We start from the raw sequence: 20,090 nt of genomic DNA, 5'->3' as shown, positions 1-20,090 counted from the left end.
ATTTTAGTACAGGTCTTCTTCTTTGTGGGTTTGGATGGTTACGTCAGAGGCTGGGTAAGCCACACAAGTTAGTACATATCCAGCTTCGATTTGATCATCATCTAAGAATGATTGGTCAGATTGATCAACAGTACCCGATACGATTTTACCTGCACAGGTAGAACAAGCACCTGCACGGCAAGAGTAGGGCAAGTCAAGACCAGCTTCTTCAGCTGCATCTAGAATATAGGTATCATCATCAACTTCAAGAGTTTGGTTTAAACCTTCAGCTTCGTTGATTAAGGTGACTTTGAAAGTAGCCATTTAGTATTCCTCTCTTATTGCAAAGGCAGTATAAGTAATCGTAAAGCAAACAGTGCAGCTACTCTTGTGGGATCAGCTGTTGGTTAAAATTTGCTTCAATTCTGATACTACGGGAAAAATTAAACCTTGTAACCGAAAATTGACCGCGATTAGTAATGAAATTTAGTTACTTGTTAATAATAAGTTTTAGTTATATAAAATCATCGCTGGGATGGATGTCTAAAAAATTCAAAACTTATACTTTTTTACCTAGGGGTTCATACAAATGGGCAGATGCGGGGACACGAGGACTGATATTGTGTCCGATTGAATACTTATCATTGGCTCGGACGCAGGGACGGGTCGAGCTTTTTGATAGAATGCCTATGGCATGAATAGCAGACTGATAAGGCATTGCCGATAGCTTATGTGGCGTTAGCCATATCGAGGCATGAAAGTTAAGAATTCATTTCTCAAACTGTTACTCTCCGCGCCTCTGTGTGAAAAAATTATATATTCATGACAGCAACACCACTGTTTAAATATTCAGTGAGCAAAAGCGCCATACACAACACACTTAACTCTGTGTAGCTACACAAACCAACAAACAGAACTACGGAACATCATGTCTAATTCCGATGCATCGTTAGCAAATACAACCATGCGGGTGGGTTTAGTTGGTACTGGATATGCAGCAAAACTCAGGGCTGAGGCATTGCGGCAAGATCCAAGATCGCATTTAGTGGCGATCGCAGGACACACTCCCAAACAGACAGCAACCTTTGCTCAAGAATATCAAACCCAGGTGATCAATTCTTGGCAACAGTTAGTAGAGCGAGATGATATCGATTTAGTTGTGATTTCTACGATTAATCGAGATCATGGTAAAATCGCTCATGCTGCCCTTACTAACGGCAAACACGTCATTGTCGAGTATCCCCTTTCTGTGGATGTGAAAGAAGCTGAAGAATTAATCGCTTTAGCCAAGTCCAAAAATAAACTGCTGCACGTCGAACATATTGAACTTTTGGGCGGTTGGCATCAAGCTTTAAAACAACATTTAGCCCAACTTGGTGAATTGTTTTATGTCCGCTACAGCACCGTTAACCCCCAGCATCCAGCACCCCGGAAGTGGACTTACAACCATGATTTCTTTGGTTTTCCTTTAATTGGCGCACTCTCTCGCTTACATCGTCTGACTGATTTGTTTGGTGAAGTTTTTACTGTGAACTGTCACCAGCGATATTGGGAAACGGAGACAGATTATTATCAATCTTGCTTATGCGTGGCTCAATTGTGCTTTACCAGTGGGTTGTTAGCCCAAGTAATTTATGGCAAAGGTGAATCCCTATGGCAGTCAGAACGAAAATTTGAAATTAACGGCGAAAAAGGGGGGTTAATTCTGGACGGTGATACAGGAATGTTGGTGCAAGCTGAGGAAACAACGTTGATTGATTTGGGTACTCGTCGGGGTTTGTTTGCTAAAGATACGAATATGGTGTTAGACCATCTTTTTCATGGCACTCCCTTATATGTCACCCCGGAACAAAGTTTGTATACCCTCAAGGTAGCAGATGCTGCACAGAAGGCGGCAGAAACAGGTTTAACTATATTTTTAACAAAAGAGTCATAAATGAAAACCAAAACTGAACCAATTGTTATTTTATCCCAGCGAGAAATAGAAAAAATGCGTCGGGCTGGACGTTTGGCTGCCCAGCTGTTACAACATTTAGAACCTTTGGTAAAACCAGGGGTTAGTACTCTGCAACTCAATGATGAAGCGGAACGTTGGACAAAAGCCCACGGAGGAAAAAGCGCTCCTCTGGGCTATAGGGGCTTTCCTAAGTCAATTTGTACCAGTGTGAATGAAGTGATCTGTCACGGTATTCCTAATGCTAAACAGATTCTCAAGGAAGGTGACATTATCAATATTGATGTCACACCTATTGTCGATGGTTATCACGGTGATACTTCTAAGACATTTATTGTCGGTGCATCTTCTCCCAAAATACAAAAGTTGGTAGAAGTGACAGAAGAATGTCTTCGCTTAGGTATTGCCGAAGTGAAACCAGATGCGAAGATTGGGGATATTGGGGCAGCTATTCAAGAGTATGCTGAGGCTCAAGGCTTTTCTGTGGTGCGGGATTTTGTGGGACATGGAATTAGTAATATTTTCCACACTGCACCTGATATTCCCCATTATGGCATCAGGGGTAGAGGCAAGCGGCTGAGACCAGGGATGGTGTTTACCATTGAGCCGATGATTAATGAAGGAACCTATGAAGTAGAGATGTTGAATGATGGTTGGACTGCGGTAACGCGCGATCGCAAACTATCCGCCCAATTTGAGCATACATTAGCAGTAACTGAAGATGGTGTGGAAATTCTGACTTTACTGGAATAAGCTGCTATTTATTAGGTGTGATGGGTCAGTTATCAGTTATAGACTGTTACTGATTTCTGTTCCCTGACTCCTAAATTCTTTGATAGCAGATTAAGTAGGTGAAATAAATCCATGCATATTCAACGAGTTATTATCAAAGATTTCCGTTGCTTTGAGCATCTGGAAGTTAATTTAGATCCCGATATCAATATTTTTGTTGGCAATAATGGATCTGGTAAAAGTGCGTTATTGGATGCTATTGCTGCGGCAATGTTTCCCTCGTATGTGCGTTGTATTCAGTTAATCAAAGGCATAAAATATCAACAACACGATAAATATTTTATTCATCAAGATTTTCCAGTTAAACAAAATGATAATAAACAAAAAAATCAAACCGAATTTACGGTATCAACTACGGATTTTTCAGAATGGAGAATTTTCTACAAAAAATTATTTATTGGTGATAAGGAAGATATTTCTACAACTGTTACAGGTATACCATCGTCAGAAGAAGCAAATCAAAAGTTTTATTCAGAGCTTCAAAATAAATGTGATACTTTAACAAATGATCCAAAATCTGAGCTTTCAGTCATAGCTTATTATAAAGGTGATCGTAATTTAACTAATCTTCTCGCCATTGACGATATTTCCAATCTACCTTTCGATAGATTTGATTCTTTAAAAAATGCCTTTGCTGCAACAGCTAATTTCACAGATTTAGCTAACTGGTTTTTCTGGCGTGAGTATGAAGAATTAAGAGAGGGAAAAAATCGAAAAGATATCAACTTTGAACTTCCCGATTTAAAGCAAATACGCAAAGCTATTTCTACAATTATTGCTCCCAATGCTCGCGTTTATTTTTCAGGTGCGACATCTGCAAAATTAATGGTTGAGTGGACAATGGAAACAGGAGAAAAAAGAGAACTTTTACTAAGTCAATTAAGTGCAGGTTATCGCAATATGTTAGCGTTGGTGATGGACTTTGCTCGGCGTTTAGCACAAGCCAATCCACAGATGGAAAACCCGTTAGCAGCAGAAGCCATTTTGATGATTGATGAATTAGATTTGCATTTACATCCAACTTGGCAACAAAAGATTATTCCTGATTTAAAGAAGGTATTTCCTAATACTCAAATTATCGCTACAACTCACAGTCCCGAAGTTGTAACAACTGTGAAACAAAGTCAGGTGTGGATATTAGAAGATTATCAAGTAAAACCATGTCCTGAACCTACTAAGGGAAGAAAAAGTTCAGATATTGTGAGAAATGTTTTAGGGTTGAGTGAGTTAAGACCAGATACAGAAGAATCAAGAACACTGACACGCCTTTTTGAAGCAATTGATAATGGTCAATTAGAAGAAGCAAAACGCCTCAAAAAAGAATTACAAGATTGGGAATCGTATGATCCAGATATGACTAGAGCCGATATGCAAATCCGTCGATTGGAACGGAGGAACGCGGTGTGAAAAATGTGCGTAAATCCCCAGAACCAGAGGAACTTAAAAACTATAGGGAGCAATATTCTTCTCAATTTAGGCGATGGACAGGAAGGAAAAGTAAGAACGGAAAAAAAAAGGAAAAAGGATTAACAAGTGACAGTAAAACTTTTAATGCAATTCGTGATACTTTATTTGCTGATCAAAAAGGGCTGTGTGCTTATTGTGAAATGAAACTACGAGAAAACAATCGTTCTGTAGAACATTTTATTCCTCGTAACCAATCAACAAAAGAAAATAATTATGATCTAGATTGGCAAAATATGCTGGCTATCTGTCTTCCTCCAGGTGGAATGAAAGATGATGATTTGGAAAATCCACAACTACTGAAAGATTTACCATGTTGTGGCAAAAAAAAGGATGGTTTTATACCTGATGGTAGATTATTAAATCCTCTGAATTTACCAACATTACGTCTATTTAAATTCAGTAGTTTAACTGGTGAAATTAGACCTGATGAAAAAGCTTGTGAAGATTCTTGTATTCCTATAGAAAATGTTCAATTTACTATTGATACCCTGGAACTTAATGTTCAAAGATTGAAGGATCAAAGATTAGTTGTAATTGATTTTATCAATAAAGAACTTGATGATGAGATGATTGATATAAATGATTTAGAAGAGAAAGTTGCAGTAGAATATTTTGGTGATGGTACAGATAATTGGCCTCGGTTTTTCACAACTCTTCGCTGGGTTTTAGGTGCAGGTGCGGAAAAACACCTTACTAATATTTCCTATTCAGGTTAATCCGGTTGATCACATCATATATAAGAGGTTGTTTGAAAAGTCTAAATTATTACAGCCCTGGCGACTAGAAGTCGCGGCTATAGAAACTAAACCCGCCGGCGCGGGTTAAAAATCCCATTTTTCATTAGTCCACGGAAGTGGACTTTTCTTGTGTAGTAGCGTATCCCTAACGGGAGCCGGAGGCTCTATTATATTCGCCCAAAACTTTTCAAACATCCTCTAAGACTACTATTTGATTTTTTGATTTTTGATAGCCTTCATAGATAAGGGTTTAGCAGTGCTAAACCCCTACATAAATCAAATCGGACTACTAAGTAATTGGACAAAAATATTTACAGTCATTGCGAGCGAAGCGAAGCAATCCCAGCCCTTGCGATTGCGTCATTCCACTGCGTTCCATTCGCAATGACATTGTGTAATTAATTCTGTCCTAGTACTTATAAATTATTTTAATTACGAATTACGTTAGCGTAGCTCTCCCGAAGGGAGCATTACGAATTACGAATTATTTTACCTTCCCAATTTATTGATAATACCTTCACAACCACCGGGAATTGTGCCTCTGGTTTTTTCTCCACCCCAAGCACAGCAGTAACAACGGGTTGATTCAGACATTCTTTGGACGTTGCTGAAATCGGCATTTTCCACAACTGCGCCGGTGTGTTCCCCTGTATCATAGTCAGGTGGGTTGATACGACTGCGGGGTGAGGCTTTTTCTAATGAACCATAGAAGAAACGCACACCGTTTAAATCAGCATTGCTGAGATTGGCACCATATAAAATGGTACGGGATAGGTTAGCTTTGACTAAGTCGCAACCGTTGAGATTAGCACGAACTAAATTAGCTTCACTTAAATCAGTCCAACGTAAATCATTACCAGCAAGGTCTGAACCTGCTAACATTACTCCTAAGTCGATGACGCGCACGCCTTCTAACCGATCTTCTGCGTAGCCACCGATACCATCAAGAATGGCTCTACCTAAACGGCGATCACGTTTTAATGGTGTCAGCAATTTAGAACGGGAAAGAAAACGGAGAATTTTGGCTTTACCACTACCATCTACACTACTAAAAATAGCGGCAGTTCGTCCTTCTGCGATCGCTCTTTCTTGCGGCCAATCTTCTAATAATCCTTCTTCGTCAAGTACCAAGTCGGAAACACCTTGGAAGTAAGAATCAATTGTTTGCTGTTGAGTAATAATATTTTGCTGTACTGTCAGCAGGTTTTGTTGAATAGTTAAGTCTTTAGAAATCACATATTGTCGCCAAGCCACGTAAACAGCGATAATAGCAATGGAAATTTGCCCTAAAGCACCAAACCATTCTGCTAAAGTTCCTGAAGCATCCCAGTTAATTTTACGTCCCCAACGCAGGAGGCTATCACCCACACCAGCAAATCTAAATAAGCCAGTAATACCTACTAATAAACCCATAAAAGCCACAAATATGGTTCTATCTTGGGGAGAAAACCATTCTTGCATGACATCTTTTAGCCAAGGGAAAAGCATTGCCACGGATAACACCAAAGTTCCCAAAGTTCCCAAGATACCCAGAAACGAGTTATTAATAGCAATACCAATAAAAGTTAGAGCGATCGCTAGTAAAGTAAAAATTAATGCCCTTGGTTTAACTATAATGTTATGACTAGACTCTTCTTTGAAGTTAGACGAAGCTCGTTTTAGGGCATTTGTATTTTGGGAAGACTGTAAAGACGAAATTGCTGATAAAGCTTGTTGTGCAGCCAACCCTTCTGCGGTGAGTGCATTTTCACTTGTATCAACGTCAAAGTCATCTGGTTGCAAGTCTTGGTCTGGTTTGGGTTCTGGCTGAGGAGGGTGTGAGGAATTAGATTCAATCGTCATGCTTTCTATGTTCTCATACTTTTTTCTAACCAAGATTAACAAATCTACTCTTTAAAAAAATTTGAGTAATTTTAACAACGTAGCACCCTGAAATTAGATTAAATATCAGGGTGCTATCGGTAATCGGTGTGTTTTACTTAGTTTTCAACTTACTTAACCAACCTCTCTCTGAATTTATCTCCAACCAGGAAAGAGACTTTTATTTTCCCCCTGTGGTGTTTCCCTCTCCTTTTAGCAGAGGTTCTTGGGATTGAGGTTTTGCGGTATCAATTGATTTTGAGAACACAAAAAAATTTTTTTAAGCTAGTCCAACTAATTTTGCACTCAATTCCCACAGACGCTTGGCTTTATCATCATCGCTGGCTTCGTTGGAAACCTCTTGCACAAAGGACTTGCGATCTTTTTTCTGTCTATTCCCCCAACTCCAATACATCCCAGATTCATTGTATGCGGGATCAGCGACTACTTCTGCAACCCTTTTACCAGCATCTTCCTCTGACACATACCCCCCAGTAATGTACTTCTGAAAGAGTGGAAAGAGTTTCTGAAATAAGGGATAGTGGTCACGGAATAGGGCTGTTGTAGCCACACACCCAGGATAGAGAGAACTGAAAGTGATACCAGTTGATTCATGATAACGCCGATGCAGTTCCTTCATGGTCAGGACATTGCAAACTTTGCTATCTTTATAAGCTTTGACAGGTTCAAATTTCTTACCATCGATCATGGTGTGGGGTGCTTTAAATCCTGCTTCAAAGCCTTGTAAATTTCCCAAATCTGGACGAGGTGGAATTTTTCCACCTAATTCTTTCGGGTTATGTGTCACAGTTCCCAAAATTACGAGTCTGGGTTCTGAAGCGGATGATTTCTGCAAATCCTCCAACATCAAGTTACACAAAAGGAAATGGCCGAGGTGATTTGTAGCCACACTTAACTCATATCCGTCTGGACTCCATAATGGCTCCTTGATTAAAGGCATATATATTGCCGCATTGCAAACCAAAGCATCTAAAGACTTACCAGTTAATCTAAAGTCTTTCACAAACTGTCGAACACTGTCTAAAGAGGCTAAATCGAGATGAATAATAGAATAGCTATCCTGTGGTATTCCCACTGTTTGGGCAGCTGTTTCAGTTTTGGGGATATCTCGACAGGCCATTACTACGTGCCATTGACCAGTTTGGGCAAGAGCTTTTGCGGCTTGCAAACCGACACCTGAGGATGCACCCGTAATTATGACAGTTGACTTCCGATGTTGTTCCATTCTGTTCAGACTGCGTTGACTGTAGTTGAATTTCTATATGATATGATCTCACACCATGATCACTACCAAATATTATTGATTCTCACCATCAGTATGTGGGTGTGAACATTTATCGTTAGGGTAAGGCAGGAGGCAGGAAGGAAGAAGGTTTGAGGTGATGTTTAATGGCTTCTACTTAGATAGATCGACAAAGAAAAACAGGGAATCATAATAATTAATGAGGTATCTAAGTAAATTGATTGATTAATTTTACTTACTCATGGTATGATATGCGTACTTTAAACAAAATTTGTCCAAATCTTCATTTTTTCCTCAACAAAACAAAAGATAATTGATAGTACTTTAGTTGATTTTGATACGATTATTGAATATCAATAAGTCTTAACATTAAATTATGAGTTGTGTAGGTGCAACATGGTTGTTTGGCGAGGCTTTATTGCCTGTGGATTTATTAGTTTTTTGACAATTGGCTGCGGAGATTTAGCAATCTCGTCGGCAGAAAACACCAAGCAATTTGTACAAGAACGCAATGTCAATCAATTGTTGACGGAAGTACAAGATAGCCAAAAAGCAGAGAATTTGTTAAAAAAAGGCAATAGTTTTTTGGATACAAATCGCTACAAAGAGGCGTTGAAGTTCTATAATCAAGCGATCACTATTAAAACTGACAGCGAGGAAACATGGGTTAATCGGGGAAATGCTTTAACGGCTTTGCATCGTTATGAAGAAGCCGTAGAATCTTATGATAAAGCGATCGCTCTCCGACCAAATAAAGATGAAGCTTGGTACAATCGAGGAAATGCCTTAACAGCTTTACACCGTTACGAAGAAGCTGTTAAAGCCTACGATGAAGCGATAGCTATTCAAGCTAACAAATCTGAAGCTTGGATTAATCGAGGAATTGCACTCACTAAATTGCAACGCTATAAAGAAGCTTTAGCCTCTTATAATCAAGCAATTAGCATTAAGTCTGGTCTACATCAAGCCTATTACAATAAAGCTTGTAATTATGCTTTACAAGATAATGTAGAACTAGCACTAGAAAACCTAGAAAAAGCGATTCAACTCGTACCAGAAAAATATCAAAAGTTAGCCAAAACTGATCCTGATTTCGATAAAATACGAGATGATAAACGGTTCGAGAAATTAATCCAATAAATACAGCCATTCATTTACAGCATCTACATAAATAAAAACTAGATTATCAGTTTGCTACAATCCTTTGTATTTATCTCCAACCTGTGTAACAAAAGAGTTTTTGTTAGATTTCCTGCCAATATTATTGAAAATGCGCCGAACTACATGAATAAGACCAATAAATTCGGCACAGCCTCTAAATAAATGGTATCACTAGCATCTAAAGTTTAGATTACCAGTTGACGACAGCTTGAGCGATCGCATTTTTAGCTGCTTCTAGAGATTTTCCCCTCGCTTCATCACCTAAATTTAGGCTATCTGCATGGATAAAAGTAATATCAGTGATGCCAATAAAACCAAAAATGGTACGGATATAGGGTTCTTGCAAATCATAAGCAGCAGCGGGAGTTCCTGGGGGGAAAGTACCACCACGAGAGGTGATAACCAGCAGTTTTTTACCGCTAGGAACTAAACCTTGGTAGCCATTCTCACCAACTGCAAAGGTGCGGCCAACACGAACAATTTGGTCAATGTAAGCCTTAAAAGTAGATGGTACACTAAGGTTGTACATTGGTACACCCAAAACGTAACGGTCAGCCTCTAGTAACTCCTCAACTAAGCTATCAGAGAGTGAAATTGCTTCAGTTAGTTCAGGTGTGCGTGCGTCAAGTGGTGTAAAAGCAGCAGCAATCCATGATTCATCTACATGGGGAACAGGATTGCGACCTAAATCACGATAAGTTACTGTATCTTCAGGATGGGTATCTTTCCAAGAAGTAATGAACTCATAGGAAAGTGTACGTGAAATTGAACGTTCACCACGTGGACTAGAGTCAATGTGAAGGATATTAGCCATAAATAAAATTTCCCAAAAACTACATCTACAGGCGTTTATCTAATGATGAAATCGATGTACTAAATCTTACTTCATCGACTTTAAACTATGTCAAGTTATTCTGACAAGTAGGCACTTAAAAGTAACTTAGTTACTTAAAACTTCTGGACAAAGTGCAATTACAGATTTTATCCATGCCAAATAGTCATCGGCATTTTTCATAAAGCTTGTTCTAATTTATTGATTTTTTGTAAAATATCTTTGCGTAGTTCACATAAGCTAAACCACTCAAAAAAATACATTTTATCTCCTAATTTTCCTGAATTAAATTGTTGCTCAAATAGCTCAGAAGTCAGATTATATTTTTTCTCAAATTTATCTATATCCAAGTTATAGATAGCTAGTTTTTGACGATGACGGGTTAAAATCACATTTAGCAGTTGCCCAATAATTCGCTCTAATTCTGTGTTGTCGCTACAGTTTTCACTCAGCAATTCTAATTTTTCTAATGTATTCATAATTATACAGCACTTCCCAGTGTCATGAGGTACAAGCAAGTGTAAGACTAATAAAATATTTTGACTGAATCAGATATTTTTATTATGTTGGCTTGCATTCCTTAATCTAAGCGAAGACTTACTAATATATTGATTCAGGTTTCCAAGGATTAATAATAGAAATACCACATCCTTCAAAATCAGTAACATTGCGTGTTGCTATAGTTGCTTTATGAGTGTAACAAATAGCAGCGATTTGAGCATCAGCTTGAGAAATGGGAGTACCATTTTGTCGTCGGACAGATGCAATATGAGCAAATGCTACAGCAGCATTTTGATCAAAAGCTAGAACTCGTCCAGCGAAATCTTCAGAAAACATTAGTTGTGCTGTTTGACTAAGTTCTTCTCGTCGTTTTCCTGCTGGAAGTAAAGCAATACCATAGAGAATTTCTGCTTGAGTAATTGTTGTAGTAAACAAACTCATTAAAGGTTGTGCTGCTACCTATTCACGAACTATTGCTGATTTTTGAGTTTTCATTAGTTCGGAAATGACGTTTGTATCAAGAATAATCATTTTTTAGTCGGTAAATATTGACACTGTGCGAATCGCTTCTCTCTCTATTTCCGGTAATTCCAAATTTTCAAAATTGGCAAAACGGTTTTCAATTAGAGTTGCTAAATTGATAGGATTTTTAGGATTTCCTGTGAGAACAAGACGAAGAATTTCTGTAATTTCTTGTTCTAGAGAATGTCCATGTTTTTCTGCTCGTTTTTGTAACTGATTTTGCAGATCATCATCAAGGTTAGAGATTGTGATATTAGTCATAATCAATTGAGATAATTTTTATGTATCTATCATTGAAGCATAAATGTATTATACACTGATGCAAAGTTTAAGTTGCAAAAAGCTATTGTGAAAGTGTTGGGTTTTCTCAGCTTTGTCGCGGGTCTTCATCTGGTGGATGCCAACCACCTTTTATCCAAAAACGACGCGCTTTGATAATAGAACCTTCATTATGCCTTTCATCATTGAGGTCTAAGCGATTACAAGTAGCCCTTCCTGTAGCAGTAATACCAATAATTTTCAAACCATCTGCTGACCAAATAAAATGGTCTGACCATTTCTGTTTTCGAGGATTAAATATAGGAATTACATCTCCAGTTTCCGGGTCAATACCAGTTGTGAAATTATAGCGATATCCGTTACAACGTTGACAAGCTAAAGCTAAATTATCAGGATCATCTGATGAACCAGGAAGAGACTGGGGAATAATATGATCAATAGCAAATAAAGCCGCACTTGCTTCTTCTAAAGAATGACAGTATTCACAAAGAAATTTTGCTCTTTCTCTGACTAATTTTCTGCTTGTCTCGTTAACTGTCATGATTCAGCAATTATTTTTGCATTCAATAAAGTAAAAATCCTATCCAGTTCTAATATTCCTGCTAGTTCCGCTTCTTCTGTTGTAGTTAACATTCCTGCTTTATTTTTATCAGCCAGTTCTTCTAACCTAGATTGTAATTCTGGAGTGAATTTAAACAAATTCAAATTTCTGACTTTGCTGATTTCAATTCCAGATTCTATCCAGTATGAGGGTTGAATCATTACTTGAGTCATCATAGAATTATTTTAATAATTTTGACAACTTTTATATTATAACATAGTCAACAATAAAAATATGGATAATTTAAAATATTTTTTGTCTGAATCAGGATAACCAGGATTACGGGATTTACAGGATGTAATTGTTTATTTGAAGTGGGGATTTTGAGGATTTTTTTGTCTGAATCAGGATAACCAGGATTAAAGGATTTACGAGATGTTATTGTTTGATTGTCTATGAGGAAGTACAGATTTTAGGATGTTAGATAATAAATTATCCGTTAAATTATTTGTTGACTGTTGCTGTAACTGTATTTTATAATCTTCAAATCTTCACAGACAATTAATCAATAACAATCCTGTACATCCTAAAATTCTGGATATCCTGATTCTGACAATTACAATTTCAGCATCCCACCAACAACTTACAAATTACAATCCTGAAAATCCATGAACACATCTAATACCCAAAATCTCAAATTAGACGAAATTACATATATAATTAATGGCTGTGCAATGAAAATACACAGAACTTTGGGAAATGGTTTTCAGGAGGTTATTTATCAAAGATGTATGGAAATTGAACTCAAAAAATCAGGTTTAGGTTTTGGAAGGGAGGTAGAACAAGTAATTTATTATGAGGGAATTGAAGTAGGAACACGAAGGGCGGATTTTATAGTTGAAAATCAGGTTGTGGTGGAGTTAAAAGCGGTTATCTCTTTAGAAGATGTTCATTTAGCGCAAGCTAAAAATTATTTGGTAGCTTATAATTTTCCTGTGGGATTATTGATTAATTTTGGTGCGTTGAAGTTGTAATATAAGAAGGTTTTTAATCCTAGATTTCATGTTTAATTTGTCTGAATCAGGATGTCCAGGATTAGAGGATTTACAGGATGTTGTTGTTTGATTGTCTATAAAATATATAGATTTTGAGATGATAGATAAGTTATCAGTTAAATTATCCGTTGTTAGTTTTTGACTATTACTGTAACTGTATTTTATAATCTTCAAATATTCACAGATAATTTATCAATCACAATCTGTCTGATAGCGAAGCGTGGCGAAAGCCATATCAGGATAACCAGGATTAGAGGATTTACAGGATGTTGTTGTTTGATTGTCTATGGGGATTTGAGGATTTTTTTGTCTGAATCAGGATAACCAGGATTAGAGGATTTGCAGGATGTGGTTGTTTGATTGTCTATAAAATATAGAGATTTTGGGATGATAGATAAGTTATCAGTTAAATTATCCCCTGTTAATTCTTGACTATTACTGTAACTGGATTTTATAATCTTCAAATCTTCACAGACAATTCATCAATAACAATCCTGTACATCCTTTAATCCTTGACATCCTGATTCAGACAATTAAAATTTCAGCATCCCACCAACAACTTACAAATAACAATCCTGTAAATCCTAAAATCCTGGATATCCTGATTCTGACAAAAAATATGAATCAGATATTTTCATTATGTTGGGTTGCGTTCCTTAATCTAAGCTCCTACTGAACCGAATTGACAATATCAGCGATAGCACTTAAAATTTTATATAATATTGTATTATCATTTATGTGATTAATAAATGATATAAATTTGTGAATTGCGATATTAGAAGTAAGTTTTGGTGAGTGAGTGCATTTATTATGGAAAATCAAAAAAAGCCTAGTAACAATATCGCAAAATCGCTAGTTGAGTCTTTATCAACATCTAAGATGACTGAGATTGTGACGGAATTTAGTGATATTGCTTTCGATATGGTTTCAAATCAAGAAGACGGATTTTTAAAGGAAATACCGATTTTTGGATGGTTCATCAAAGGTCATGGTGCATTTATTACCATGCGTGATCGCATTTTCATGAAAAAGATTGCAAATTTCCTTTATGGAACAGCAACAGTTTCTGAAGAGGACAGGGAAAAATTTAAAAATGACATCAGCAATGATCAAGAATTGTCTCAGAAAGTTGGTGAAACTTTGATACTTTTACTGGATCGTCATGAAGATTTTGAGAAGTCATTAATACTAGGAAAGATATTTGCAGGGTACATGAAAGGTGAGATAGACTATATCACTTTTTCAAAACTAGCGCACATCATAGACCGAGCTTTTATTGATGACCTAAAGAATTTAGAAAAATATTACTCAAAATCAAATGAATATGAGCCATCATGTGGTAAACCCTTCTCTACTTTCCTTGACAATGAAACTTGTCAGTCTCTTTATGCTGTTGGACTAATTCGTGCTGAAGGTTATGTTGAAGACATCTATCATCCAAATCAAATTGGTGAGCATTTTTTAAAATTATTAAAGGCATAATGAGCAGCAATCGTATTTCTGATATAGAGTAAACAGAGATACGTTTGATTTGCTTGAAAATTCAGATCCACGACTTCTCACATTAGTCTATAATTCATTTAGAAGATTAAAAAAGAAGTCGGGTATCTAGTCACCTTGATAAAATTCTAAATCTCGATTTAATCCCTATCTGGAAAAATATCATCACCAAACTCTGAAACTAGCCAGTTATAAGTTGCTTGCCCCTCTTTTCGTTCAGCCTCAAACATTTCTCTCTCTTCTCTTTCTATTTTAAGTTCAGTTGTTTTTACAGCTTTTGCCCATTCTTCTGGGTCTGCTCGTAAGCTATTATATTCTTCATCGTATAACTGAATAGCTTCTTCAAAAGTTTCCGCAGAAACATAAATTTCTACTGGAATGTATCTTTCAATACTCCATTCAACATCCAAATCTTCTAAATCAACTTTTACTTGATAATGAACTTCATTTCCATGATATATAATTGAATATGATGCAGAAGTTATGCCAGCCTGGTCAGATTGGTATTTAATTTTAACTTTCTTTTCATGAACATCTAAATTTTTATTTTTTAGAAGATTTATAAAATCATCACAATTGATAGGAATACCTTTAGTTAAACACCAAAGTATTTTTTCATCTCTTTCTTGAAGGTAATTATGATAATCATTCATTAACTGATTATCAGCATCGCTAATGGATTTACCTACTCCCCAAAATTGGCGGTAACAGCCTAATCTCTTGAATCTCAATGTACTATTTTGCATTAATTTAATGGATAGCCATTGAAAGCTAGTATCTACTAATTCGTAGTAAATATATATCAAAGTTTCAAAATACTGATTTTCTGGTTCTAAAGTGTTTACTTGTTTGAGGGTAACGGGTTTGTATTTTTTGTATGGCTTTACATTAACTCCACATCTAAAGAAAGTTTGTATCTTTTCTGAAGATAAACATAATTCATTCATAAGTATTTGACCTTCAATTCCTTCAGACCAACTTTCTCTATCTAGCTGAAGATTAGTGACATTTCTAATAACTTGTTCATTCACATCAATCATTGGATTATACAATGAACAGTATTTGAGAAACTCAATGGGTGTTTTAGGTGAATATGGAGTCATAATTCTGGATATTCAATAAATAATAACGAATATAACAAATTATTGGAAGATATGAAAAATGGAAAATATCCAAATATAGTTTCATTGTATATTGGAAACTGGTCCATAGGGTGCGTTACATTTCATTAACGCACCCTACAATTAACTAACTATAAGCCTCCATTGGTAAACAAGAACAAACAAAATTCCTATCCCCAAAAGCCGCGTCAATTCTCCCCACACTTGGCCAGAACTTATATTCCTTATTCCAAGGTGCAGGATAAGCAGCTTGTTCACGAGAATAGGGATGATTCCATTCACCAACAATCAAACTTTCCGCAGTGTGAGGAGCATTTTTCAAAAGATTATCATGAATGTCCATTTTACCAGATTCAATTGCCGCAACTTCCTCACGAATCGCAATCAAAGCATCACAAAATCTATCTAATTCCTGTTTAGATTCACTTTCCGTTGGTTCTACCATAATTGTTCCACCAACAGGCCAAGAAACAGTAGGTGCATGAAAACCATAATCCATTAACCGCTTCGCAACATCATCAATTTCAATCTGCGCTGATTTCTTCAAACTTCGCAAATCTAAAATACATTCATGTGCCACTAAACCATTTTTTCCCTGATACAAAACCGGATAATATGACTCTAATTTCTTAGCGATGTAATTAGCATTCAAAATGGCAATTTTGGTTGCTTCCGTCAACCCATCTGCACCCATCATGATAATATACATCCAAGAAATCACTAGGATACTTGCACTACCCCAAGGTGCAGCAGAAACAGCACCAGTGAATTTTGGATTTTGGATTTTGGATTTTGGATTATTTTCCTGTATTGTCGTCACAAAATGTCCAGGTAAAAACGGCACAAGGTGGGAAGCGACACCAATAGGACCCATACCGGGACCACCACCACCATGAGGAATACAGAAAGTTTTGTGTAAATTCAAATGACAGACATCTGCACCAATATCACCAGGACGACAAATACCTACTTGGGCATTCATATTAGCACCGTCCATGTAAACTTGTCCACCGTGACTATGAATTACCGCACAAATTTCTTGAATTGCTTCTTCAAATACCCCATGAGTTGATGGATATGTCACCATTAAAGCTGATAATTCATGACTATGTTTTTCGGCTTTGGCTTTTAAATCATCAACATCAATATTACCTTGATCATCACAAGCAATTCCCACAACTTTCATTCCACACATTACCGCACTTGCGGGATTTGTTCCATGTGCAGATTGAGGAATTAAACAAATATTTCTGTGTCCTTCTCCGCGACTTTGATGATATTCATGAATTACCAAAAGTCCTGAATATTCACCTTGAGAACCTGCATTTGGTTGTAAGGAAATTCCCGCAAAACCTGTAATTTCTCCTAACCATGCTTCTAATTGTTGGAACAGGATTTGATAACCTCTAGTTTGGGAAATTGGTGCAAAAGGATGTATTTTCCCAAATTCTGCCCATGTTACCGGAATCATTTCCGAAGTTGCGTTTAACTTCATGGTGCAAGAACCCAAGGGAATCATTGAAGTTGTTAATGATAAATCCTTCCTTTCTAATTGATGTAAATAACGTAATAACTCAGTTTCAGAATGATAACGGTTAAAAACTGGATGGGTGAGATATTTACTTGTTCTTGATAATTGAGAATGAGAAATTGGTAATTCTTCCACAGTAAAAGGTAATTGATCTTTTAGTGCAAAAATTTGCCAAAGGTCAATTAAATCTGTTTCGGTGGTAGTTTCATCTAAGGAAATACCCACAGTTGAATTATCAAAAATGCGTAAATTGATATTTCTCTCATTTGCAGCGTCGAGAATTGCTTCTAATTTGGTATTTCCTAATTCTACCCGCAAGGTATCAAAGAAGTTTTCAGAAGTGATTTTGTAACCTAACTTTTTCAGTCCAGTTGCTAAAGTTGCGGTAAGTTCATGGATATTTTGAGCAATTCCTCTCAGTCCATCTGATCCATGATAGACTGCATACATACTCGCCATCACTGCCAATAATACCTGCGCTGTACAAATATTGCTGGTGGCTTTATCTCTGCGGATGTGTTGTTCACGGGTTTGCAAAGCTAGACGGTACGCAGGTTTACCGTGAATATCTTTTGATACTCCCACAATTCGCCCTGGAACGAGCCGTTTATACTCTTCCTTCGTAGCAAAATAAGCAGCGTGTGGTCCCCCAAAGCCCAAGGGAATACCGAAGCGTTGGGTACTTCCTATTGCAATATCAGCCCCTAATTCACCAGGGGGTGTGAGTAATGTTAAGCTTAACGGATCTGCGGCTATTGTCACCAATGCACCCTGAGCATGGGACTTTGTGATAAAATCGCAGTAGTCGTAAATTGTACCGTCAGTTGCGGGATATTGCAGAACTGCACCAAAGATAGTTTCGGAAAAATCAAAGGTTTGATGATCACCGATAATGATGTTTATGCCTAGAGGTTTTGCGCGTGTTTGCAAAACATCAATGGTTTGAGGATGACATTCATGGGAGACAAAATAGTTATGTGATTTGTTTTTACAAACGCCATAACTCATAGTCATTGCTTCTGCGGCTGCTGTCGCTTCATCAAGTAAAGAAGCGTTAGCAATTTCTAACCCCGTCAAATCAATAATCATCGTTTGGAAATTTAGCAATGCTTCCAAACGTCCTTGGGCAATTTCTGGTTGATATGGTGTGTATGCTGTATACCAACCGGGATTTTCTAAGATATTGCGTTGAATGACTGCGGGGGTAATACAATCATAATAACCCATGCCAATAAATGAGCGATAAACTTGGTTTTTATCGGCTATCTGTTTTAATTTGGCTAGTGCAGCATATTCGCTTTGTGCTGGTGGTAATTGTAGGGTTTTGTTAAAGCGAATTCCTTGGGGTACTGTCTTATCAATTAAGTCATCAAGACTATTCAAACCTAATACTTCCAGCATTTGCTGAATATCATTAGGGTGAATACCTATGTGTCTTTGTGTGAAATCACTTAATTTCTGACTATTTGTAGCCGAAATTTTGTTATCACTAGGTTGAGTACGAGGGGGATTAGTTACCACAAATTTCGCTCCAAAGACTTCCATGTTAATATATTGTAATGATTACCTCATAGCTTGGCTATGCAGGTAAAACCCCATTCAAATATCATCTCCGGTTAAAGAGGAACCGCAGGGGGAAATAAATTTACTAGATATTGACACGAAGATGGGAATTATAACTAATATCCAATCTGCCTAATTGCTAATCAGAAAAACTCTTCGCGTCATAGCATTTATTTGCGGTTCTTTAATGATAAGTCTTTAACCGGACATGATATGAGGTACAGCAAGAAAGATTTAACCGCATAAATAATTTGAGTAGTACCATTCATACATAATCATAGAACTTCTATGTCAAGAATTGTTGCAGCAGTTTGGTAAAAGCGCTGATTAAATGAACTACCTCAAGTTGTTTGCTTATGATAGAGAAAAGCAAAAGCCTCTAAATATAAGAGTAGGATAACTATGGCTGTGAGTCATCGCCAGAAAATCATCATACTGTGGACTGTGTTTTTGCTAGGGATTCTGTTTCATACCCAGCTTGGTTTAATGCCGCTGTTTCATAACCAAAACATTGCTACTTCTGACACTCATGGAACAGGGAGTATTGCCTGGATTCTGTGGTTAATGCTGGGCTTTTTTGCTGTGCCTATGATTATCATGATTGCGACTCTCTTCAGCGACTCAAACCGTTATCGAAAGCTTCAGTTTGGCGTTACAGTTTTCTATTCAGTGATGAATTTTTTCCATCTAGTTGCTGATTTGTTGGTAAAACCTATTGCTTGGTATCAAATCGCTTTGATGATTTTGTTATTTATGATTGGTCTTTTACTTAATCTGGTTTCCTTTCAATGGATTAAAGAACAGGCAAATGGTAAATTAATACGTGAGCATCAGATGATTTGAGGAGATTTGATCACCGAGAAATTTTTAGAGGAAACCATGAATCAGAGTTTAGCTGTTATGTTGGGAGAACTACAAGCACAGATATATTGGTTACACGATGCTGAGGAGTTTACAGAATTAGCATTAGCAGCCGCTGGTATCTATATGAAACTTGGTTATAGTGAAAAACAAGCGGAAATCGCAGGTCAGTTAATTAGTCAAGCCTATCAATTAGCTGATGATGCTGATTTAGCTTATAAAGCTGGTGATTATCATCAAGAAATGCAGTATTATGAGCAAGTTAAAGATAAATTAACTGAAGTAGAAACTATTTTAAATTATCAGCATAGTATTGCTATCCATCAAATGCAATGGTGGCTGCATTTTCGGCATAAGCAAAAATTACAAATTATTCAACATTTATTTTTACAAAATTTAAAAGCTGTGGGGTTTATTCATTTATTTACAGCCATTAAACTTACATATTTTTTGATGGAAATAGGCAGAGTTCACAAACAACGCGATATGGAAACTACTAAACAGAATGCGATAAGATACTGGATGGAATTATTGAAAATTCAACCATCACAGTATCCTTATCTTGGTTAA

The 20,090-nt window shown here is 36.9% G+C and carries 20 protein-coding genes and 1 pseudogene; 9 read left to right on the top strand and 12 right to left on the bottom strand.

The features are described from left to right. Positions 1–3 precede the first annotated feature (3 nt). On the bottom strand, positions 4–303 hold the full coding sequence (locus ANA7108_RS0102415; RefSeq protein WP_016949166.1) for a ferredoxin: 300 nt from the start codon (positions 301–303) through the stop codon (positions 4–6). A gap of 235 nt (positions 304–538) precedes the next feature. Beyond that, a complete protein-coding gene (locus tag ANA7108_RS30050) occupies positions 539–697 on the bottom strand; it encodes a hypothetical protein (RefSeq protein WP_158318339.1) in 159 nt (52 codons plus the stop codon). A 210-nt stretch (positions 698–907) separates the two neighbouring features. Between ANA7108_RS30050 and ANA7108_RS0102410 the strand changes: the two genes are divergently transcribed. The 4 genes from ANA7108_RS0102410 (at position 908) to ANA7108_RS0102395 (ending at position 4,908) form a co-directional block, all read left to right on the top strand. Next, positions 908–1,915: a Gfo/Idh/MocA family protein gene (locus ANA7108_RS0102410; protein WP_026103944.1), complete on the top strand. Its 1,008-nt coding sequence runs from the start codon at positions 908–910 to the stop codon at positions 1,913–1,915. Further along, the gene (gene map, locus ANA7108_RS0102405) at positions 1,916–2,686 is read left to right on the top strand and encodes a type I methionyl aminopeptidase (RefSeq protein ID WP_016949164.1); all 771 of its coding nucleotides are present in this window, start codon (positions 1,916–1,918) and stop codon (positions 2,684–2,686) included. Positions 2,687–2,797: 111 nt separating this feature from the next. Continuing rightward, positions 2,798–4,132, top strand: a complete 1,335-nt coding sequence (locus tag ANA7108_RS0102400) for an AAA family ATPase (protein WP_016949163.1) — start codon at positions 2,798–2,800, stop codon at positions 4,130–4,132. Then, entirely contained in the window at positions 4,129–4,908 is a 780-nt protein-coding gene (locus ANA7108_RS0102395; RefSeq protein ID WP_016949162.1) for a retron system putative HNH endonuclease, read from the top strand. The genes ANA7108_RS0102400 and ANA7108_RS0102395 overlap by 4 nt, the downstream gene beginning before the upstream one ends. Before the next feature lie 510 nt (positions 4,909–5,418). Here ANA7108_RS0102395 and ANA7108_RS0102385 read toward each other — a convergent pair. Continuing rightward, the gene (locus tag ANA7108_RS0102385; RefSeq protein ID WP_016949160.1) at positions 5,419–6,771 is read right to left on the bottom strand and encodes a pentapeptide repeat-containing protein; all 1,353 of its coding nucleotides are present in this window, start codon (positions 6,769–6,771) and stop codon (positions 5,419–5,421) included. A 298-nt stretch (positions 6,772–7,069) separates the two neighbouring features. Next, positions 7,070–8,035 (bottom strand): protochlorophyllide reductase, encoded by a 966-nt coding sequence (locus ANA7108_RS0102380; RefSeq protein ID WP_016949159.1) that lies wholly within the window; start codon positions 8,033–8,035, stop codon positions 7,070–7,072. Between the two features lie 414 nt (positions 8,036–8,449). Here ANA7108_RS0102380 and ANA7108_RS0102375 point away from each other — a divergent pair, with 414 nt between their 5' ends. Then, the gene (locus tag ANA7108_RS0102375; RefSeq protein ID WP_016949158.1) at positions 8,450–9,193 is read left to right on the top strand and encodes a tetratricopeptide repeat protein; all 744 of its coding nucleotides are present in this window, start codon (positions 8,450–8,452) and stop codon (positions 9,191–9,193) included. A 211-nt stretch (positions 9,194–9,404) separates the two neighbouring features. On the opposite strand, the gene ANA7108_RS0102370 is transcribed toward ANA7108_RS0102375, so the two are convergent. The 6 genes and pseudogenes from ANA7108_RS0102370 to ANA7108_RS0102345 all read right to left on the bottom strand — a co-directional run bounded on the left by ANA7108_RS0102370 (position 9,405) and on the right by ANA7108_RS0102345 (position 12,125). Next, positions 9,405–10,028 carry an FMN-dependent NADH-azoreductase gene (locus ANA7108_RS0102370; protein WP_016949157.1) on the bottom strand — a complete coding sequence of 208 codons (624 nt, stop codon included), beginning with the start codon at positions 10,026–10,028 and terminating at the stop codon, positions 9,405–9,407. Between the two features lie 197 nt (positions 10,029–10,225). Continuing rightward, positions 10,226–10,525 (bottom strand): hypothetical protein, encoded by a 300-nt coding sequence (locus ANA7108_RS0102365; protein ID WP_016949156.1) that lies wholly within the window; start codon positions 10,523–10,525, stop codon positions 10,226–10,228. A 121-nt stretch (positions 10,526–10,646) separates the two neighbouring features. Continuing rightward, positions 10,647–11,078 (bottom strand): annotated as a pseudogene (locus ANA7108_RS26690) (type II toxin-antitoxin system VapC family toxin). 3 nt (positions 11,079–11,081) lie between these two features. Beyond that, positions 11,082–11,330, bottom strand: a complete 249-nt coding sequence (locus tag ANA7108_RS0102355) for a hypothetical protein (protein ID WP_016949154.1) — start codon at positions 11,328–11,330, stop codon at positions 11,082–11,084. Between the two features lie 106 nt (positions 11,331–11,436). Then, positions 11,437–11,889 (bottom strand): HNH endonuclease, encoded by a 453-nt coding sequence (locus ANA7108_RS0102350; protein WP_016949153.1) that lies wholly within the window; start codon positions 11,887–11,889, stop codon positions 11,437–11,439. Continuing rightward, positions 11,886–12,125: a hypothetical protein gene (locus tag ANA7108_RS0102345; protein WP_026103943.1), complete on the bottom strand. Its 240-nt coding sequence runs from the start codon at positions 12,123–12,125 to the stop codon at positions 11,886–11,888. Before ANA7108_RS0102345 ends, ANA7108_RS0102350 begins: the two co-directional genes overlap by 4 nt. A 432-nt stretch (positions 12,126–12,557) precedes the next feature. On the opposite strand from ANA7108_RS0102345, the gene ANA7108_RS0102340 reads away from it, so the two are divergent. Continuing rightward, entirely contained in the window at positions 12,558–12,923 is a 366-nt protein-coding gene (locus ANA7108_RS0102340) for a GxxExxY protein (protein ID WP_016949151.1), read from the top strand. A gap of 831 nt (positions 12,924–13,754) precedes the next feature. Continuing rightward, positions 13,755–14,426 (top strand): hypothetical protein, encoded by a 672-nt coding sequence (locus ANA7108_RS0102335; protein ID WP_016949150.1) that lies wholly within the window; start codon positions 13,755–13,757, stop codon positions 14,424–14,426. A 158-nt stretch (positions 14,427–14,584) separates the two neighbouring features. Here the strand turns inward: ANA7108_RS0102335 and ANA7108_RS0102330 are convergent, their stop codons facing one another. Then, on the bottom strand, positions 14,585–15,547 hold the full coding sequence (locus ANA7108_RS0102330; RefSeq protein ID WP_016949149.1) for a hypothetical protein: 963 nt from the start codon (positions 15,545–15,547) through the stop codon (positions 14,585–14,587). 145 nt (positions 15,548–15,692) lie between these two features. Beyond that, entirely contained in the window at positions 15,693–18,617 is a 2,925-nt protein-coding gene (gene gcvP / locus ANA7108_RS0102325) for an aminomethyl-transferring glycine dehydrogenase (RefSeq protein ID WP_026103942.1), read from the bottom strand. A 444-nt stretch (positions 18,618–19,061) separates the two neighbouring features. Between gcvP and ANA7108_RS0102320 the strand changes: the two genes are divergently transcribed. Together ANA7108_RS0102320 and ANA7108_RS0102315 are read left to right on the top strand one after the other, a co-directional pair. Next, positions 19,062–19,502 carry a hypothetical protein gene (locus ANA7108_RS0102320; RefSeq protein WP_016949147.1) on the top strand — a complete coding sequence of 147 codons (441 nt, stop codon included), beginning with the start codon at positions 19,062–19,064 and terminating at the stop codon, positions 19,500–19,502. 36 nt (positions 19,503–19,538) lie between these two features. Further along, the gene (locus tag ANA7108_RS0102315; RefSeq protein ID WP_016949146.1) at positions 19,539–20,090 is read left to right on the top strand and encodes a hypothetical protein; all 552 of its coding nucleotides are present in this window, start codon (positions 19,539–19,541) and stop codon (positions 20,088–20,090) included.

Source organism: Anabaena sp. PCC 7108 (assembly GCF_000332135.1).
Classification (GTDB): Bacteria; Cyanobacteriota; Cyanobacteriia; order Cyanobacteriales; family Nostocaceae; genus Anabaena.
Note: the sequence above shows the minus strand (reverse complement) of the source record. Positions and strands in the feature narration are given on the sequence as shown.

What these genes read in the sequence shown, in the direction of transcription:
- ANA7108_RS0102350 (WP_016949153.1), bottom strand. Translation starts at nt 11,889, where the DNA reads ATGACAGTTAACGAGACAAGCAGAAAATTAGTCAGAGAAAGAGCAAAA.
- ANA7108_RS0102400 (WP_016949163.1), top strand. Translation starts at nt 2,798, where the DNA reads ATGCATATTCAACGAGTTATTATCAAAGATTTCCGTTGCTTTGAGCAT.
- ANA7108_RS0102415 (WP_016949166.1), bottom strand. Translation starts at nt 303, where the DNA reads ATGGCTACTTTCAAAGTCACCTTAATCAACGAAGCTGAAGGTTTAAAC.
- ANA7108_RS0102335 (WP_016949150.1), top strand. Translation starts at nt 13,755, where the DNA reads ATGGAAAATCAAAAAAAGCCTAGTAACAATATCGCAAAATCGCTAGTT.
- ANA7108_RS0102380 (WP_016949159.1), bottom strand. Translation starts at nt 8,035, where the DNA reads ATGGAACAACATCGGAAGTCAACTGTCATAATTACGGGTGCATCCTCA.
- ANA7108_RS0102370 (WP_016949157.1), bottom strand. Translation starts at nt 10,028, where the DNA reads ATGGCTAATATCCTTCACATTGACTCTAGTCCACGTGGTGAACGTTCA.
- ANA7108_RS30050 (WP_158318339.1), bottom strand. Translation starts at nt 697, where the DNA reads ATGCCTTATCAGTCTGCTATTCATGCCATAGGCATTCTATCAAAAAGC.
- ANA7108_RS0102345 (WP_026103943.1), bottom strand. Translation starts at nt 12,125, where the DNA reads ATGATGACTCAAGTAATGATTCAACCCTCATACTGGATAGAATCTGGA.
- ANA7108_RS0102330 (WP_016949149.1), bottom strand. Translation starts at nt 15,547, where the DNA reads ATGACTCCATATTCACCTAAAACACCCATTGAGTTTCTCAAATACTGT.
- ANA7108_RS0102315 (WP_016949146.1), top strand. Translation starts at nt 19,539, where the DNA reads ATGAATCAGAGTTTAGCTGTTATGTTGGGAGAACTACAAGCACAGATA.
- ANA7108_RS0102355 (WP_016949154.1), bottom strand. Translation starts at nt 11,330, where the DNA reads ATGACTAATATCACAATCTCTAACCTTGATGATGATCTGCAAAATCAG.
- ANA7108_RS0102320 (WP_016949147.1), top strand. Translation starts at nt 19,062, where the DNA reads ATGGCTGTGAGTCATCGCCAGAAAATCATCATACTGTGGACTGTGTTT.
- ANA7108_RS0102385 (WP_016949160.1), bottom strand. Translation starts at nt 6,771, where the DNA reads ATGACGATTGAATCTAATTCCTCACACCCTCCTCAGCCAGAACCCAAA.
- ANA7108_RS0102375 (WP_016949158.1), top strand. Translation starts at nt 8,450, where the DNA reads ATGGTTGTTTGGCGAGGCTTTATTGCCTGTGGATTTATTAGTTTTTTG.
- ANA7108_RS0102365 (WP_016949156.1), bottom strand. Translation starts at nt 10,525, where the DNA reads ATGAATACATTAGAAAAATTAGAATTGCTGAGTGAAAACTGTAGCGAC.
- map (WP_016949164.1), top strand. Translation starts at nt 1,916, where the DNA reads ATGAAAACCAAAACTGAACCAATTGTTATTTTATCCCAGCGAGAAATA.
- ANA7108_RS0102340 (WP_016949151.1), top strand. Translation starts at nt 12,558, where the DNA reads ATGAACACATCTAATACCCAAAATCTCAAATTAGACGAAATTACATAT.
- ANA7108_RS0102410 (WP_026103944.1), top strand. Translation starts at nt 908, where the DNA reads ATGTCTAATTCCGATGCATCGTTAGCAAATACAACCATGCGGGTGGGT.